Raw genomic sequence first — 16,866 nt, 5'->3', positions numbered from 1 at the left:
TTTTTGTTACAATTGCTCACAAATTTTGGCCATCCCGACAGCGGCGGCCAGAATTTTGAGATTTTTTTAGATTTCTTGACGGCATGGCATGGTAGGGTTTAAGAGTGGGAATCTGACTGAAAATATTATTTTTGCCCCCACTCCATTATTACTTAACACTACCACGAGCCGGTTGAGTTGGCAAGCCCTCTCCCCTCACGGCATCCGCCCCACCTTTTTTTGTTACAATTGCTCACAAATTTTGGCCATCCCGACAGCGGCGGCCAGAATTTTGAGATTTTTTAGATTTCTTGACGGCGTGGCATGGTAGGGTTTAAGAGTGGGAATCTGACTAAAAATATTATTTTTGCCCCCACTCCATTATTACTTAACACTACCACGAGCCGGTTGAGTTGGCAAGCCCTCTCCCCTCACGGCATCCGCCCCACCTTTTTTTGTTACAATTGCTCACAAATTTTGGCCATCCCGACAGCGGCGGCCAGAATTTTGAGATTTTTTTAGATTTCTTGACGGCGTGGCATGGTAGGGTTTAAGAGTGGGAATCTGACTAAAAATATTATTTTTGCCCCCACTCCATTATTACTTAACACTACCACGAGCCGGTTGAGTTGGCAAGCCCTCTCCCCTCACGGCATCCGCCCCACCTTTTTTGTTACAATTGCTCACAAATTTTGGCCATCCCGACAGCGGCGGCCAGAATTTTGAGATTTTTTTAGATTTCTTGACGGCGTGGCATGGTAGGGTTTAAGAGTGGGAATCTGACTAAAAATATTATTTTTGCCCCCACTCCATTATTACTTAACACTACCACGAGCCGGTTTCGTTGGCAAGCCCCCTCCCCTCTCTCACGGCATCCGCCAGCACCTTTTTTTGTTACAATTTTTCACAAATTTTGGCCATCCCGACAGCGGCGGCCAGAATTTTGAGATTTTTTTAGATTTCTTGACGCCGTGGCATGGTAATCCCGCCCCGGAACGCCGATCGGGCTCTGCCTCCAAAAGTTGCGACTTGGGTTAGCTATTGATAAATTCGATTGAATACTTTTTATATATAGCAGTATGCACTTAGGTTAAAACAGTAGGACAGGCGAGACGCCTGTCCTACGCCTTTTATCCCCTGGCAACTTATGTCCTAAGCAATATGACTCCTGCTATAATCCTGTAAGGCAACTAGCAAGCCTGCGGAGATTTTTTCATATTTCATAAGTGACTTTTACCTAGTGATTTGTCCTAAGTTATTATTGCTTATACAGATCGTTTTCCAGTCAATTATGAGAGAAACAGGTAAGTAGAAATAGGCAATGAGCCGAGATTTGGGGATTAGGGGATGGATAATTTTATGAATTTGATGCTAGACGGTCGCGGCGTCTGAAAAACTATCGCCGGTTGGTTATAGCGGGGAGAAACCAGTATTGTTAAGAATACTGGTTTCTCGATTTTGACTTACGCCAATCCTCTATCTGTAGGGGGAGTTATCTGAGGTGCCGGCACCACACATTTTAGTTGGGCTGCCTAATTTTTGCTGATTTTGCGTTAATTAGGCTTGGCCAGAAGGGTTACTTCCAGATGTAATGAATCCACAACTGACCGTCTGAGTCGGGTCCGCAGAGGCGCTCCATCATTTCGTAAGAATATATCAGCCCCCCTCCATTGGCATTGGTGTCGTATCCACTATCAAACCATTCTCCGTAAGGATCGTTAACAATAAAGCCTTGGTCGTTAAAGCCGATGATGGTAATGATATGTCCTGAGCCGGTAAAGTATCCGTGAACTATGGCGGGGTAGCCTTTGCTTAACCAATTCTTAACATCTTGCCATTTAGCTTTATATTGAAAGTCATCTTGGCAGCCGTAGTCTCGCACTAACCGTGCCAGGTCTTCGGGAGAGTGTCGGTCATAGCCTTTATCCTGGCAATAGAGGAACAGTTCGTCTTCTAACTGTTGGTTGGGGTATTGAGACTTGATGCCAAAGTATTCCAGACACATGGCTACTGAGGTGACATTACAGGTTCCGTAAGGCTCGTAGCTGTTATCTAACTGACTGTGCCAGTGAACGTTCAGCTTTATCGGCTGCAAAGGGTCAATGCGTTTCCCATCTTTCAAGATTTGGATGTCTTGGTCATTGTGAACGAACCAGGTATTTTTGCCTTTAAATGATGTAGAAAGAAAGGCGATTTTGTAATGCTCGGTGCCGGCGTCGTAACGATAGCTGTGTATGGGAATTTGCGTGCCGGCAGTTAGAGTTTGCTTTTGGTTGAGGTCGGTAATTTGATTGCTGGGAATCGGCTGTTGCTTGAGAACGGTATTGTTCAAAACTTTCAGAGTGTAGGTAGCCATAATGTTTTTGGGAGTGCTGTGGTAAGATGAAAATTAAGTCAAGTGAAAGGACATCGGGCGTTGCAAGTATCGCGCTTGCTCTTCGGATTGCACGGGTTTCTCAGTCATATTCGTCACTGGAACCCTGAACCATTCCGCTGTTTCTTTGTCCTTACATAGCGTTAATAGGTGAGAGGGAAAAAACTTATGCACCTGTTTCAGGAGTGGGGGGTGCCGGCAAGGTGGCCAAGGGGAGCTGTTAGGAGCTAGGGGTTAGGTATCAGGTTTCAGGCACAACCCAATGCCCCATGCCCCATGCCCCATGCCCCATGCCCCATACCCCATACCCCATGCCGGTCGCGGCGGGGAAATGGCCCACCGGCAGGTGCGGGTGGCCCACCGGCAGGTGGCCAAGAGCGGGCCGGCGGGTGCCAAAAGCAATGGAAAACCGCTTTAAGCTTGCGTTCGCAGTAAGGGCGCTACTTGAGATCGTTACGTCCTGAAGTGAGGACTGAAGTCCTAAGTACAAACTCCGTGCCGGTGCGGGGAGTGGAGTGTTGCCCTGTCACGAAAAAACCTCCCCACTGCCGGTGAACTCTCATGGCAAGGGGGGAGGGGGGAAGGTTGTGGCCGGTTAGTGGAATTTTGAAGGTGGTGGGCAGGCCATTATTTCATTGAAAGTGCGTAAAAAGTTTGACTCTGGCTGTGTTTGCTGAAGGTCAAATAATTCTTGGTGAATGACCTGGAAACATTGCAGTATTTTTTTCCTTTTTTCCCGTTCAGTATTCTGATTTTCATCCACCTCATCCACCTCAGCAGCCATATCATCCACCTCAGCAGCCATGTCATCCACCTCAGCAGCCACCTCATCCACCTCAGCAGCTTCGGCCTTTCGCAAAAATTCTATAAGCCTGTTCGTTCTTTCCAAAAAAGAAGGATTATCAGCACCAACTTGATTTGAAAGCTTTCCGCAATCGGCTTCCGGATTAACCATATTATGCACCTCGTTTTCCTAAATAAACAGCAATTATATTATGCCACAAAAACTACCTTCCAAAGGCGCTTTGTAACAAAATTTAATGTGGGATGTGGGAAGGCTCCTGCGGGCACAGTTCGGGTTCCTCTACTTTTACTTTAGGGTTAGCGGACAAATAGTCCCGCAACCGCGCGCAGCTATCCCCGAGCATTTCATCTAGATTAGAGCTTGTATGGGCTCGGGGCTTTACGCTCCAGAGCAGCCAGGTTTTAGCATCGGTGGCACAGGCCACAGTTTCTCCATCGGGGCTGAACTTAACTTCATTAACAAAACTGCGACAGTTGAAGCTTTCCAAACGAGTGCCGTCTTTGCTCCAAAGCCTGATATGTGCGTCAGCACTGCCAGAGGCAATCGTACCGTCCCGACTAAAAGTCACGCTATAAACCTCTTGCTCATGGTCTTTAAGCTCCTGCCACAAGATGATACCATCTTTCCAGGAGGCACCCCGCTTCTTCCACAATTTTACACTTTTGCCATGACCGGCAGAGGCAAGGATTTGTCCATCCGGGCTGAAACTGACATCATAGACAGGGTTGTCATAGGCTTTGGTTTTGTTCAGGGGCTCTCCCTTCGCTGTCCACAGATAAATGTTTCCGTCAGCACTGCCAGAGGCAATCGTATTTCCATCCGGGCTAAAACTGACACCGTAAACAGTGCCCTTACTTCTGGGTGGGATTTCTTTCGGGAAAGTACCATTCTTTGCCCACAGCTTAATGCTTCCGTCATAACTGGCAGAGGCAATCGTCTTTCCATCTGGACTAAACCTTACTCTCCACACTCGGTCTTTATGCTTTTCCTTGAGAGTTGTTGGCTCAGTCTGATTTGTCGCCCACAGCTTAACGGTTCCGTCTTCACTGCCAAAGGCAATGATATTTTCTTTCTGGCTGAAACTCACACTGTACACAGGGCTGCCGGTTCTGATTGGTTGTTTTAACGTGCCATCCTTCGCCCACAGCTTAACCGTTCCGTCCTCACCGGCAGAGGCAATAGTACCATCGGAGCTAAAACTCAGGCTTCTCACCACTCCCTCGTGAGCCTGAATGCGGTTAAGCTCTCGAGCTCCATAAACTACTGGTTGCAGTTCAGCAAGCGCCTTAGATTGGTCACCTCCTATCTCTTTCAGCGCCTTCAGTGCTCTCACACTCGCTATCAGTGCCTCTAGCTGATCCCCCTTCTGAAAATCCTGCTTGGCTTGCGCCATCAAGTTTCCCAAGTTGGTTGCTTCGGTTAGTTTTGCCTGTTCTTCGAGTTTTTGTGCCAGCAGCCCCAGTCCCAAACTCGAGGCGGCAAATACTCCTGCGGCCATCGCCGCCGCAGTTTTTCTTCTTTCCTCCTTGGCTCTAGCTCTTTCTTTCTCAGCTTTTTCCGCTTCAGCCTTGGCCCGCGCTTCGGCTTCCAGAGATTTTTCTATCTCAACGATCTCTCGGGCTTCGGCTTCCTTCTGACGCGCTTCGGCGAGTTCCCGCAACCGGCGCTCTTGCTCCAACTGCGCGTGCACTTCTCGGTCGCGCTTCTCCAAACTTTTCTGCAAAAACTCCCGCTCCAGCGCAGACAGTCTGGGCTGAGTTTTGTCCACCCACTCGGCGATGGCCGCCAGCCACGCATCGGCTAGCAGCATCCCCTCTTGCCGGCTGTTGTTCTGCCATTCCTGGCACTCAGCCCTCAAACGCCGGCCCAGACGCAGATTTTCGCGATTTTGCTCAATCCAACTGCGCAGCAACTGCCACTCTGACAGCAGGGCTTCGTGGGCGACTTCGATGCTGTTATGATCGGTAACAATCAGGCGCTGCTGCTGGCTGGCCAGCTGTCGCGTCACCCGCTGCAGCTGTTCTGGGGAATCGGCAATCGCCTCCAACTCTTGCCATGTGGCGCGACGGCGCGTGACTTCTTGACCTTCGCCCAGCTGCACCAGTTCCAAGAACAGGCGGCGCACAAAATCTTTGTCCGCCGGCGCTAGATTTCCATAGAGATCGCTGGCGCGGTTTTCTAAGGCTCCCTTGACGCCGCGAATCTCTTCATAACATTTGCGGGTGAGTTCGGGTTGGGGCGATTCAGAGGCGGTGACGCAAATTCGCCACAATTCTGCTAGAGCGTACTGCAACAGGGGCAACGCTCCCGGTTGGTCTGCCACTTCGGCGATGATTTCCCCCACCAGTCCCCATTCAAATTTGACGCCGTGCTTGTCAGCCGGCTTTTCAATCACTTCTTCTAATTGCGCCGGCGTCAGGGGCGTCACAAAGTAAGTCGTGGGTTGCGTCCGGTTGATCAGGATTGCCGCTTCTTGATAAGCAGCGCAGCGGTCTAGGAAATCCCCTCGCATGGCCACAATCACTCGCGTGAGCCGGTGAGTGTTGGTGACTTCTTCCCTCAGGCGGCGGATGAATTCTCGCCGCTGCGCTTCATCTTCGCAAAGGGTAAAAACTTCCTCAAACTGGTCGATAAACAGCAACAGTGACTTGTCCTGCGGCTCTGGCTGGGCCAAAGCTTTTTCCAGGGCTTCTAGGGGGCGCACGCCGGGAGTGAAGGACATAACCAGCCACTGACTGCTGCCCGGAAGGCGCTCGCGCTTGAGTTCCGGCAACAAGCCGGCCTTCACCAGGGATGATTTGCCGCAACCCGATGGGCCAATCACCGCTAGAAAACGACCGCTTTTGAGAAGATCCAGCAAAGCTCTCACGGCTGGTTCGCGCCCAAAAAAATAATCCGCCTCCTGGGTGTCGAAGGCTTGCAACCCCAGATAAGGATTGTCTCGATTAACCGCAGGGGTGGGCGGAAGGCTGTGTGTGGCTGCTGGGATGGCGGGCGGGTGAGTTACCAAAATCAGGGAGCTGCCCCAGCCCAACCGCAGGGGTTCTTGCTGGGAGCCTCTGAGTTCGCGGCTGATGCAGTCAAACAGGCGATCGCCGCTGATTCGCCGGTCGGCGTCCGCATTTTCTGCCGCCAGTCCTTTTAGCAGAGCGCCGGTGAAGACACTGCGCTCCTCACTCCTGAGGGCGTAGGCTTCCTGAAAGCTCCTGCAGGCGGTAATCAGGTAGTAATCCTTTTGGGAGCTGAAGCCGCTGAAGGTGCGCTCGAGGAGATTGCGTTCCAGGAAATGGCCACTGTGGCAGCAATCGAATAAAACAACCAGACTGCTCAGCTCAGACTCAACGATCAGCTCATTGAGGTCATTGAGAGCGATTCCGCGCTTTTGCTCGACAATCCGGTCCCCAAGCACTTCTATCTCGCAGTCCGAAGTGCCTAAGTAACCGCTGGCTTGGCCCAAGTTGCCCGATACAGTCAGGCCGTGTCCCGTAAAGTAGATCAGGGCCTCGCTGTTAGTCGCTTGCTCCAGCAGCAAAGTCCGCAGGGCTTCACCCAGTTCGGCTCCGGTTAGCGCCTTGGCTGCCATTTCGCGTTTCTGAGTCTCCGGGTTGCGGCGTGAGGGCAAACGCTTCACCTCCGCGAAGCCGCCATACCGCTCCAAGACTTGCGCTACGGCTTCGGCATCTGCAGTGGTCTTCTCTAAATTTTTCAGGGGACTGGGATATTGGGGAATGCCGACAACTAGGGCGTAACGGGCCATTGAGTAAAATCGATGTTACAAAGGGATGGTGAAAGGCGGCGGTAGCTGCTATTCTAATTAAAGCACTGCCATCTTGGCAGACATATAAATTTTCCTTAAATTTTTTGCGTCTACTTCACAGAAACTTTACAAAGGTGGCTCATGGCAGAAGTACAGCGTCTGTTAATTGAGGCAGAGGGCGAAACTTACGAGGTCTATGTGGAATCAAAGACGGCCCCGACTGTGGCCCCTGGGGGGATACAAGAGGATGAGGATGACGAGTCCTACGGTGATTTCCGGACAGATGCCACCGTTAAGATGCAGCAAGCTCGCCAGATGATTCGGGGCTACGCAATGTACGCCCTGAGCGCTTTTCAGGATTTCCGCGCCGCTGAGATTGAGGAGGTAAGGCTGAAGTTTGGCCTGAAGCTGGGCGGCAAAACCGGCATTCCCTACATTACTGAAGGCTCAGCCGAAAGCAATCTGGAAATTGAGGTGAAGTGCAAGTTCCCAACCAAACCAGCCGGTGGGCAGTCGCAGCCCTAACGGGAGCATGCCAATTTTGTAAATCCATCTCTTGGATAGCACCTGCCAAATTGCTTAGGACCATTGAGGGCTGGCCGAAGGGCGTAAGCGTTGCGGCTGCGCCAGCTGCTAGCGGCGCGGGACTCGCGAAGCCGCCCCTGGGGATATACCTCGCAGGACAGGCATCTTGCCTGTCCCAATGTCCGGAAGTGCCGTTGCGGAACGCGCTGGCAAGGGCGCGGCACGCGCATTGAGGCGCGTAAGCGCTGCGGTGCGGCCTTGTCCATGACTGAGCTGTCCATTGCTATACAGTCGCGGCTTATCGAGGAATAGCTGCTATTTCAGCCACCCCTGTAAGTCAGTTTCTGTCAGAGGTGGCAACCCGAAAACAAAAAGTGGTTGTAGCCTTAGGAATGGAAGGCTATAAAGGTATTTATGCAAATTAAAACACCAGATTGGGTCAAGCACGCGGTTTTCTACCAAATCTTTCCAGACCGATTTGCTCGGGGGAAGCAGCCTCGCAAGCAGTTGCTGAGGAATGCCCGCTGGGAAGACTGGCACGAGCTTCCGACACTTCAGGGTTACAAGGGCGGGGACTTGTGGGGTGTGCTGGAGCAGCTGGACTACTTGCAGGATTTGGGGATTAATGCGATTTACTTCACGCCGATCTTTCAATCCGCGAGCAATCACCGCTACCACACGCACGACTACTATCAGGTCGATCCGATGTTGGGGAAAAATGCAGCTTTCAGGGAGTTGCTGCATGCGGCGCACGAACGGAACATCAAGGTGGTGCTCGATGGGGTGTTTAATCACTCCAGTCGCGGCTTTTTCTTTTTCAATGATGTTCTGGAAAATGGCCCCCATTCTCCTTGGGTGGACTGGTTCAAGATTGAAGGCTGGCCACTGTCTGCTTATGATGGCAGCAAACCGGCTAATTATGTCGGTTGGGCCGGCAATCGGGCGCTGCCGGTGTTCAACCACGATAACCCAGACGTGCGGGAGTACCTGATGGAGATTGCCGAATATTGGATTCATTTCGGCATCGACGGGTGGCGCTTAGATGTTCCGTTCGAGATTAAGACGGATGGGTTTTGGCAGGAATTTCGCGAGCGGGTGAAGGCTCTCAACCCCGACGCCTACATTGTCGGCGAAGTCTGGTGCGACGCCAGCGAGTGGCTGGATGGGACGCAGTTCGATGGGGTGATGAACTATTTGTTTGCAGCGCCGACGATTGCTTTTACTGCGGGCGATCGCGTGGTGATGGATCTGGTGCAAGACCGGTCGTACCAGCCCCACCCGCCGCTGTTTGCGGGGGAGTATGCGGAAAAGATGAAGCAACTGCTGCAGCTGTACCCCTGGGAGATTCAGCTGGCGCAGCTGAATCTGCTCGCCAGTCACGATACGGCGCGCCTGCTGAGTATTGCCGGTGGGGACAAGCCGAGTGTTGAGCTGGCAACTTTGTTGCTGCTAACTTTTCCGGGGGCTCCCAGCATTTATTATGGGGATGAGGTGGGTTTGGCTGGAGGTGTAGATCCGGACTCCCGTCGCGGTTTTCCTATGGAAGCGCACTGGGAAACCGATGTTTTGGATTACCACCGGCGGCTGATCGCCCTGCGCCACAAATACAGGGCTCTGCGCACCGGCTCGTATGAAGTGCTGTTTGCTGAGTCCACGGTTTATGTCTTCGCTCGCATTCAGGAGGCGGAGGAGCTGATTGTTGCGGTTAATGTGGGAACCGCACCGGCACACGTCAATTTTGAGGTTGCCGGTGTGAAATCTTATCCTAGCAAGATGCTCTACGGCAATGCCAGTGCGTCGTGGCAGGTTGAGGGAGAGTCGAGCCGGCTGGAATTGAGCCTTCCGGCTCGCAGTGGGTGCGTCCTCGGATAGAGGTCATGGGTTCTATTTTGCGGCAAGCCGGTGCTAAGCGCGTTTTTCATGTTCGTAGGGGCGGGTTTACAGATTGTCTTCCCTAGCCGCAGACATCTTGGGTGAACCCGCCCCTACAAGAAACCCGATTTCTTTAAGAAACCGGGTTTCTGGGGCGCACTTCATCGAACTGAAAACCGCTATATATAGCAGTAGCCACTTAGGGCGCGGACCTAGGGCAGGCGAGACGCCTGCCCTACGCCTATACTTCGCAGGAATTGCGTTCCCTCCGACCAGTGCGCTACACTGACTGTCTGCTGCTATATTAGGCTTAATTTACCGGGCATGATATAATATAGCAGCAGTCATATTGGTTAAAACAATAGAAGCTTCGGGAGCGGGAGAGCACGGGAGGCCGGAATGTAGGGTTCCTAAATGCTTACTGCTATATGAGACGTAGGGCAGGCGTCCGCCGAGCCTGAAGGTCTAATGTTCTAATCTAAGTGGCTACTGCTATAAAGTGCCGGCAATTCATTTTTCTCTCCCGCCAGACCTGTAAGCTGTTAGGCTGTTAATCTGCTTGTCCCTGGACAGGGGTCAGAGCCCCCATCGCAGCGTTTACAGTCTCCGCCTGGGAACGAGGGACTAGAGGTGTAGAGCGCAAATTAAATGCACAACCGCTAAAATCTGAAACCTCTTCACCTAACCCCTAACGCATAAAACCTCTCAACTGCTTGAGGTGATTCCCCGCTGGCGCAACTGTTCCATGAAGAATTCTTCGAGGGATTGTCTCGTGGGGTTCAAAGTCATCAGCTGGGCACCGGTGAGGTAGAGGCTGGATAGGAAATCTTGGGGGTTTCCCTGCATGTGTCCGTACCAGGTGTCTCCCTCAAATTGTATGTCTGAGACTCGCTGTTTGAGGATGTCTGGGTTTCCGCCCTGACCTCTGACGCAGTAGGTTTCGGATGTGCCGAGGAGTTCATCTAGGGAGCCGGTGCAAATCAATTCGCCTCGCGCGAGGATGGCGACGCGATCGCAGATTTGCTCTACATCTGAGAGAATATGACTGTTGAAGAATATGGTCTTGCGTTTGGCTTTCAGGGCGAGTATAATTTCTCGCATCTGGTAGCGCCCCATTGGGTCGAGTCCGGACATGGGCTCGTCGAGAAATACGACTTCGGGGTCATTAATCAGGGCGGAAGCCATGCCAATGCGCTGCAGCATGCCTTTGGAATACTGGCGCAGCTTCTTTTTGCGGGCGGCTGACTTAGCTAGCCCGACTAATTCTAGCAGCTGGGGGATGCGCTGGCGCTGCACGGATGCGGGGATTTGAAAAAGTCCGGCGACAAATTTCAAAAATTCCCAGCCGGTGAGGGAGTCGTAGAAGTAGGGGTTTTCTGGGAGGTATCCGATTTGCTGTTTGACTTCCAGATCGCCTAAAGGATGCCCCAAAAGCAACCCGCGCCCGCCGCTGGGGCGGACAATTCCCAGCAGGGTTTTCAGGAGGGTGGTTTTGCCGGCTCCGTTGGGTCCGAGCAGCCCGAAGGTTTCTCCCTGATACACTGTGAGGGTGCAGCTTTTTAGGGATTCGATTTTTTGGTTCATCCAGAAGCCGGTGCGGTAGACTTTCCTCAGTTCATACGTCTGCACCACCGGCACGCGGGGGGGCGCAGCGGGTTCAGCTGGCAAAGTTTCGGCAGAATCCATCATTGGGCGACAGGTGGCTACTGAGTTTATTTATTCCCTATTTTGCCGGTTTTTGTATCACTGTGGAATAATGTCCTGTCTGGCTGGCTCAATTTTCGGCAGCTGCAGGGGCGGGTGTGGCGCATTTGAGCGCATTTGTGGGGTGAACCCCGCACCCCAACCTCTGCCCCTTATCCCCTGACTCGTAGAGTGCGTTCCCTATCCCACCCTTCCCGATGGAGGTGCGTTCGCTGGTGCGGGAACGCACCCTACTAACGCCCAACTGCGAGCGGCGAACGGGGCGCTGCAACCGCCGGCACACCTGGCCCGTTTCCTTGGCGTCTGCGGCAGTATAATTTAAACTTTTATTAAGAGTATTTCTAATATCGAGGCACCCTATGGATCGCTCAAAACTTGTTGCCATTGTCACCGGCGCGATTTCCCTGATTCTGGCGACGGCTTATCTGGTGATTGTGCAGTTGCTAGACATGCGGGGCGAGATGATACCGGCACCGCAAAGCCTGCTGCCGGTGCACATTGTCTGCCTTCTCGCCAGCCCGGTAAACTGGGTCTGACATTATACCATTTTGCTGTCGGTAGAGCAAGTTTTTCTCTCCCGAATCCAGACGCGATTTGTCGCGTCTGGACAAGATGGGTGAGAGAGGATAAATCTTCTGTGGACAAGATAGTTTACCGCAGCAGATCCCATATTGACTAGCGCCCTTTGCTGAGGAACAATTTGACGGTGTTCAGCATTTCGGCGGGATGGAAAGGCTTGGCAATGTAGGCGTCAGCGCCTTGCTTCATTCCCCAGTAACGGTCAAACTCTTCAGCTTTGCTGGAACACATTACTACAGGAATGTGACGGGCTTTGGGGTCGCTTCTCAGCCACCGGCACAAGTCGTAACCGTTCATTCGGGGCATCAGGATGTCCAGCACCACCAAGTCAGGGCATTTAACTTGAATTTTCTCTTTTGCTTCGACGCCATCAGACGCTTCTATAACATTAAAGCCGCTTTTTGTCAAGAAAGTTGCAAGCATTTGCCGCAGCGTGGCACTGTCGTCCACAATCATGACTGTACTCATAAAAGCCTCCCTGATTGCTAATGAGAAATGTAAACTGGACTGTGTGGGAAAAGAGCCTGGAATCAAATGGTTGGGGCGTCATTTCGCTGGCGAAAGGGGGTAGCCGCTCTGAAGGGGTCCCGCTCGACTGCGGCGATTCCCCGACGCACCTCCATGACAATCTCTGCTTCCAATTCCGTGTGAATGCGCTGCTGTTGCAGCTCCCATCCCTTTTCGCTGGTGGCGTACAGGGGGGGGAGCCGGTTGAGGGCGTAGGCTATCACTTGGACTGGGTTTATATACGAAACTAATCGGGGCGGCAGAGTTTGCAATTGCCGGTGGACTTCGCGGACGACTGCCGGTTCGAGGGCATTGCGGTAAACTGGGACGGAATCGAGTGCCATAATGGCCTCCTGGGTGCGCGCTACAGTGCGATTGGTGTTTGCTAGCTCAATGGTAAAGATTAAGCTCGGGAGCCACATGAGGAGAAAGTCACGAACCAATCTGTGACTGCAGGGGGATGTTTGCCTGTGACTTTTGTCATATATGATAGCAATTTTGAAGGGGAGGATGTTGAGGGTTGGATTGCTCAACCGTCCAGCCAGCCGGCAATTGAGAACTTTTCGCGCTCTGCGAACCCCACCCCCCAACCGGCTTCCCCGCTTGCGGGGAGGGGGGAGAAGAGGGGGGTTAACGAATGTGAAACCCCTCCCTGAGAGTGCTAAATACCTCCCTAATCGAGAAATTTCATCGTACTATCGGCATATTGCTCGTTCCGCACACCCCTTCGCCCTTCACCCACGGCTGAAGAGGCGGCTGGGGCTGCTTATTTCTCCTCGGGGAGGGTGTCGTAATGATTCGCGTCTTGCTGGTGGACGATCAGAAGCTGATTCGTCATGGATTGAAGCTTTTGCTGGAGGGAGAGCCAGATTTGCATGTGGTTGGAGAGGCTGAGAGTGGCGAAAGCGCGATTAAGCGAGTCGAAGCGCTACAGCCAGATGTGGTGCTGATGGACATTCACATGCCGGTGATGGATGGGGTGACGGCGACAAAGGTGATTTGCGAGCGGTTTCCGGGGGTGAAAGTGTTGGTGCTGACGACGTTTGATGAGGATGAATATGTGGCGGAGGCGCTCAGGTGCGGGGCGATGGGGTATTTGCTGAAAGATATGCCTTCGGAGGAGTTGGTCGTGGCGATTCGCACGGTTCACAAAGGGTACACTCAACTGGGGCCAAAGTTACTGGAGAAAGTTCTGGCCAAGGTGCCGGTTCCTGATAGGACTCCACCGGCTTCTTTGCCGCCGGGATGGACGGATTTGACGCCGAGAGAGCGAGAAGTTTTGCGGCTGATTGCTAAGGGGGCGAGCAACCGAGAGATTGCTCGCGAACTTTACATTTCGGAGGGAACGGTGAAGAATCATGTCACTAATATTCTCCACCGGCTCAATCTTCGCGATCGCACTCAGGCGGCAATTGCTGCTAATACGTTTTTGCCGCTGCTGGAGGAGGGGGAGTGATACCGATTTTGGATTTTGGATTTTGGATTTTGGATTGAAGGGCATTCAAGAAATTCAAGAAACCGGTTTTTTGTGCTGGTAAAGTTCCAGGCTGAGCTAACCCAGAAACAGAAAGCCGGTTTCTGGCAGCTATTCAAGAAAACGGATTTATTGTGCCCCATACAAAGAATCGCGGGAGAGCCGGCGTGTTGGAACGGATCGCCGCCAGGAACATTGCTAGGAGAGACGGAGGCAGAGCCTCCTTTCAGGCGTTCCCAGGCTGAGCCTGGGAACGAGGAAACGAGGAAAGCGGATTGGGCTAAAGCCCAACTACAAACCCCGAATTGGGCTAAAGCCCAACTACAAACCTGGGAATGAGGGAAAAACTAGCAACTTTCAGATCGCAAAATCTTCCGTAATTGCCACATCTCCCACCGCCACCCTGACACTGAACCGCTCTCCCCGATCTCCCCCAAACTTAAGCTGGATGTAGTTATCAGCATGCCGCGCTTCAGTGTCTAAAAAAGTCTCGCCCTCTTCATCCAGCACAATCAGCTGCAATCCAGGAGGCAAATAAGTTTTGCCCCGCAAAGGATACACCCGCAAGAGAATGGCTACTTTCCCTTCACCCCGGGGCAAAAGAGCTACCATCAGCGCCACGGCGTGACCGGCTATCTGCATCCCCAAGTCTGTTACTCTTTGAACACCCAATGCCGGATTGCCCGGATCTATTGTGCGCAAACTCTCCGCCGCAGCCCAGCGAGTGTCCTCATCCTCCGTTGTGCGGATTAGATGAACCAGGGCAGCGCTCGCCCCATCACTGCCACTCCCGATTTGTCCCAACCTTTGAGCGGCAATTTTCTGCCGGTCTTCATCAGAACTCGTATAAATCAGGTCAATTAAATCCCTCACAGTTTCTGGGGTTTCCGGTTCCATTTCTAGGCTGCGAAATGCAAAAGATAAATTGGAGTCTGCCATCCCGAAAAGTTCTTCAATCGTTTGCCACCCCTGTTCAAACACATTCTGGAACCAGTTGGACAGGTTGACCGGCACCTGGAGCGCTGCGGCGACTGCTGCCGGCACTGTCGCTCCTTCTTGTGAGCTTTGGCCCCGGTACAGCTGCTGCCGGTAAATCTCACTCTCCAGTAACGCTCCCCACTGTTCAAACTCCACATGCAAACGCGGAAAATAGAGCGCCGGTTGACTCAGTTGTGCGATTAGGACTTCCGCTTCATTCCCAGACAAAGTTGGCAGCGGCTGTACCTCTACTTTTTCATCTGGACAGAGTTGCCGCGCCACCCACATTACATGAATATTGTCAACCACATCCTCTCGATCCAGGGAATAGGTGCGGCTCAGCTCATCATAGCTCCCCCGACGCTTCAATTGCTCGTGAGTCGCGTACCCCCACACCCGCAGCCAACCTTCATCTGGGTTAACTTGAACAGCCAAATAATAGTTAGCATTCCAACTCGGAATATCCACCCACTCTTGTGGCACGCAGAATTCTTCTATGTCAATCGCCTCACTGGGAATAAGCACAATCCGCGTTTGACCCAGAGTCACTGCCGTACCATTTATAAATTCCCAAATGCTAGGTAACGCCCCCTCACTTGGCCACATAACCGGCTCGGTGCCGCTCTCTTCTTGCAACCAGGGAAGCACCGCATTCAATACCAGGCGATTTAAGTAGGCATTCCAGCGAGGCGCATCGCCAGAATAATCGCCGGTGATTGGCCATGCAGCCGCCCGCTCCTGCGGTGAAAATTCCAACCACACCTGATTGGGGTATTGCCCGATAAGTTCTTCAACTGTCAGCATAAGCTTAACTCCGATCTATTCAAAAACCGCATAAGGCGCTTTCTCTAAAAACGTGCCAACAAATGCTGAGAGTCTTTTGTCCGCTGAACTTACAGAACTCAAATCCAGCCCTAACGTAGTTTGCACGTGCGACCTCAACTGCGCCAGCAAGTGTTGCTTTACTCGCCCCAGCCTTTGATTAACGACCGATTCCGGGATTTGAAGTTCCCGCGCCACATCTTGGGGTTTCAAATCCTGACCGTAATACAGTCGCAATAACTCTATTTCCGCCGGCAGCTCAGCTTGAACAGCAGTTTTTAACACCTCGAAGTAAAAAGATTGAAAGTGCGAGTCCAACCAGGCTTCAATCTGGTTGGCCATCTCCTTCAGTTGGTCGGAACTCAACGTGATTCCCAAAGTTGACGCGCTCCACTCAGCCAGAACTGTCAGTAACGATTGCTGGCAGCGGGAAATTTGGCGAGAAATTTGATATTGCTTTTGCCCGAAAATTTGGCCCAACTCCGACTGCCTGAAGGCCAGCCCGTGCCAGAGCTTCAGCATCTTCTGGTTGGGGTCTTGCACTTTCGCCAGCGCCTCGGATATAATCGAGTGAATTTGCTGCCATTCTTGGGCCGGCTCGTCCAGCGCGTCTATGGGGTCATCAGATGCCAAGGCCGGTTCAAAGACGCAATTCTCCAAAGAGATGGTGTTAATCCTCAAACTGCCTCGCACACTCCCGACGCACTGGTCTAGCAATTTTTTAAACGACTGACTGTCAGCAGCTGCCAGCGAATTTTTCCGCACCTGATTGTACCCCTCAGCCATAGCCGCGAGCTGAGTTTCGTCAGGGGACTTTAGCTGTTTGCTTCTGCCTTCTGTTGCCGGCACATATATCTCTTTAAAGCACTGCCAAGCCAGCAGGCATTGGGACTGTTCCGCCTCTCGGAGTCCAGCTTTTTGCAGCGCTTCTTTCAGCGTCTTTCTCGTCACCGCTCGCAGCAGCGCCGGGTCGGAATATTTCAGCAACTCCCTGCCGGCGCGAATTTCTTCTAGAATAGCAGTCTTCAGGGGAAACTGCGCGAAAGTTTTCAGACTGCTGCGCACCCGGTCGTAATTTTTAAACAGTTTCGCTGGGTTAGCTGCTGCTGCCCGGGCAATAAAAAAACAGTCTACCCGACTTTGGCTGATATTGGCAACTTCTTGAAAAACTTTGAAAGTTGTCCAGTAGCAGACTTCCTCTAAATAGGCTGACAGGTGGCTGCGAGCCTGGGTGTTTTGGGGGTCTTTCAAAGCTTCTCTCAGCCAGTACAGCGTCCAATATTCTTCTGGGGCATCTGGCTCTGCTAGACTTATCCGAGTCATGTTCTGTTTCAACCGCGAGTCGGTGAGCCAAGCGGGGCCAATAGAATCGCTTGGCTCGTCTACCTTCAAAAAGGTTGAAAACATTTCAATGGGATGCTTGCGCTTTCTCATAGTGAGCTGTTTTTTCTCCAGACTTTAGAGTACCGCTTTTTGCGCACCGGGCGGGA

General features: G+C 52.3%; 13 protein-coding genes. 5 read left to right on the top strand and 8 right to left on the bottom strand.

Translation table 11 applies throughout. The features are described from left to right. Positions 1 to 1,555 precede the first annotated feature (1,555 nt). Positions 1,556 to 2,335: a C39 family peptidase gene (locus OSC10802_RS0128985; protein WP_017720281.1), complete on the bottom strand. Its 780-nt coding sequence runs from the start codon at positions 2,333 to 2,335 to the stop codon at positions 1,556 to 1,558. Between the two features lie 301 nt (positions 2,336 to 2,636). On the opposite strand from OSC10802_RS0128985, the gene OSC10802_RS55925 reads away from it, so the two are divergent. Further along, positions 2,637 to 2,771, top strand: a complete 135-nt coding sequence (locus tag OSC10802_RS55925; protein ID WP_017720280.1) for a hypothetical protein — start codon at positions 2,637 to 2,639, stop codon at positions 2,769 to 2,771. A 177-nt stretch (positions 2,772 to 2,948) separates the two neighbouring features. On the opposite strand, the gene OSC10802_RS0128980 is transcribed toward OSC10802_RS55925, so the two are convergent. Both OSC10802_RS0128980 and OSC10802_RS0128975 read right to left on the bottom strand, forming a co-directional pair. After that, positions 2,949 to 3,308, bottom strand: a complete 360-nt coding sequence (locus tag OSC10802_RS0128980) for a hypothetical protein (RefSeq protein ID WP_017720279.1) — start codon at positions 3,306 to 3,308, stop codon at positions 2,949 to 2,951. An 82-nt stretch (positions 3,309 to 3,390) separates the two neighbouring features. Next, a complete protein-coding gene (locus OSC10802_RS0128975; RefSeq protein WP_017720278.1) occupies positions 3,391 to 6,915 on the bottom strand; it encodes an nSTAND1 domain-containing NTPase in 3,525 nt (1,174 codons plus the stop codon). Positions 6,916 to 7,056: 141 nt separating this feature from the next. On the opposite strand from OSC10802_RS0128975, the gene OSC10802_RS0128970 reads away from it, so the two are divergent. Continuing rightward, the gene (locus OSC10802_RS0128970) at positions 7,057 to 7,440 is read left to right on the top strand and encodes a CU044_2847 family protein (protein ID WP_017720277.1); all 384 of its coding nucleotides are present in this window, start codon (positions 7,057 to 7,059) and stop codon (positions 7,438 to 7,440) included. A 414-nt stretch (positions 7,441 to 7,854) separates the two neighbouring features. Continuing rightward, the gene (locus OSC10802_RS0128965) at positions 7,855 to 9,312 is read left to right on the top strand and encodes a glycoside hydrolase family 13 protein (protein WP_017720276.1); all 1,458 of its coding nucleotides are present in this window, start codon (positions 7,855 to 7,857) and stop codon (positions 9,310 to 9,312) included. Positions 9,313 to 10,017: 705 nt separating this feature from the next. Here OSC10802_RS0128965 and OSC10802_RS0128960 read toward each other — a convergent pair. Beyond that, entirely contained in the window at positions 10,018 to 10,998 is a 981-nt protein-coding gene (locus OSC10802_RS0128960; protein WP_026098911.1) for an ABC transporter ATP-binding protein, read from the bottom strand. 377 nt (positions 10,999 to 11,375) lie between these two features. Here OSC10802_RS0128960 and OSC10802_RS0128955 point away from each other — a divergent pair, with 377 nt between their 5' ends. Then, a complete protein-coding gene (locus tag OSC10802_RS0128955; protein ID WP_017720274.1) occupies positions 11,376 to 11,552 on the top strand; it encodes a hypothetical protein in 177 nt (58 codons plus the stop codon). Between the two features lie 139 nt (positions 11,553 to 11,691). Here OSC10802_RS0128955 and OSC10802_RS0128950 read toward each other — a convergent pair whose 3' ends face one another. Continuing rightward, on the bottom strand, positions 11,692 to 12,063 hold the full coding sequence (locus OSC10802_RS0128950) for a response regulator transcription factor (RefSeq protein ID WP_026098910.1): 372 nt from the start codon (positions 12,061 to 12,063) through the stop codon (positions 11,692 to 11,694). Positions 12,064 to 12,125: 62 nt separating this feature from the next. Next, complete coding sequence (locus OSC10802_RS42315) at positions 12,126 to 12,446, bottom strand: late competence development ComFB family protein (protein ID WP_155968890.1); 321 nt, start codon at positions 12,444 to 12,446, stop codon at positions 12,126 to 12,128. A 449-nt stretch (positions 12,447 to 12,895) separates the two neighbouring features. Between OSC10802_RS42315 and OSC10802_RS0128940 the strand changes: the two genes are divergently transcribed. Next, the gene (locus OSC10802_RS0128940; protein ID WP_017720271.1) at positions 12,896 to 13,558 is read left to right on the top strand and encodes a response regulator; all 663 of its coding nucleotides are present in this window, start codon (positions 12,896 to 12,898) and stop codon (positions 13,556 to 13,558) included. Positions 13,559 to 13,933: 375 nt separating this feature from the next. Here the strand turns inward: OSC10802_RS0128940 and OSC10802_RS0128930 are convergent, their stop codons facing one another. Both OSC10802_RS0128930 and OSC10802_RS0128925 read right to left on the bottom strand, forming a co-directional pair. Next, a complete protein-coding gene (locus OSC10802_RS0128930) occupies positions 13,934 to 15,358 on the bottom strand; it encodes a DUF1822 family protein (protein ID WP_017720269.1) in 1,425 nt (474 codons plus the stop codon). A 15-nt stretch (positions 15,359 to 15,373) separates the two neighbouring features. Further along, on the bottom strand, positions 15,374 to 16,810 hold the full coding sequence (locus OSC10802_RS0128925) for an RNA polymerase sigma factor (RefSeq protein ID WP_017720268.1): 1,437 nt from the start codon (positions 16,808 to 16,810) through the stop codon (positions 15,374 to 15,376). Positions 16,811 to 16,866 lie beyond the last annotated feature (56 nt).

The organism is Kamptonema formosum PCC 10802 (assembly GCF_000332335.1).
Taxonomy (GTDB): Bacteria; Cyanobacteriota; Cyanobacteriia; order Cyanobacteriales; family Oscillatoriaceae; genus Oscillatoria.
This window is presented reverse-complemented; position numbering and strand designations above follow the sequence as displayed.

Bases quoted from the DNA above. Each gene is read 5' to 3' on its own strand.
- OSC10802_RS0128980 (WP_017720279.1), bottom strand. From the start codon at position 3,308: ATGGTTAATCCGGAAGCCGATTGCGGAAAGCTTTCAAATCAAGTTGGT.
- OSC10802_RS42315 (WP_155968890.1), bottom strand. From the start codon at position 12,446: ATGGCACTCGATTCCGTCCCAGTTTACCGCAATGCCCTCGAACCGGCA.
- OSC10802_RS0128975 (WP_017720278.1), bottom strand. From the start codon at position 6,915: ATGGCCCGTTACGCCCTAGTTGTCGGCATTCCCCAATATCCCAGTCCC.
- OSC10802_RS0128985 (WP_017720281.1), bottom strand. From the start codon at position 2,335: ATGGCTACCTACACTCTGAAAGTTTTGAACAATACCGTTCTCAAGCAA.
- OSC10802_RS0128970 (WP_017720277.1), top strand. From the start codon at position 7,057: ATGGCAGAAGTACAGCGTCTGTTAATTGAGGCAGAGGGCGAAACTTAC.
- OSC10802_RS0128925 (WP_017720268.1), bottom strand. From the start codon at position 16,810: ATGAGAAAGCGCAAGCATCCCATTGAAATGTTTTCAACCTTTTTGAAG.
- OSC10802_RS0128955 (WP_017720274.1), top strand. From the start codon at position 11,376: ATGGATCGCTCAAAACTTGTTGCCATTGTCACCGGCGCGATTTCCCTG.
- OSC10802_RS0128965 (WP_017720276.1), top strand. From the start codon at position 7,855: ATGCAAATTAAAACACCAGATTGGGTCAAGCACGCGGTTTTCTACCAA.
- OSC10802_RS0128960 (WP_026098911.1), bottom strand. From the start codon at position 10,998: ATGGATTCTGCCGAAACTTTGCCAGCTGAACCCGCTGCGCCCCCCCGC.
- OSC10802_RS0128950 (WP_026098910.1), bottom strand. From the start codon at position 12,063: ATGAGTACAGTCATGATTGTGGACGACAGTGCCACGCTGCGGCAAATG.
- OSC10802_RS0128930 (WP_017720269.1), bottom strand. From the start codon at position 15,358: ATGCTGACAGTTGAAGAACTTATCGGGCAATACCCCAATCAGGTGTGG.
- OSC10802_RS0128940 (WP_017720271.1), top strand. From the start codon at position 12,896: ATGATTCGCGTCTTGCTGGTGGACGATCAGAAGCTGATTCGTCATGGA.
- OSC10802_RS55925 (WP_017720280.1), top strand. From the start codon at position 2,637: ATGCCCCATGCCCCATACCCCATACCCCATGCCGGTCGCGGCGGGGAA.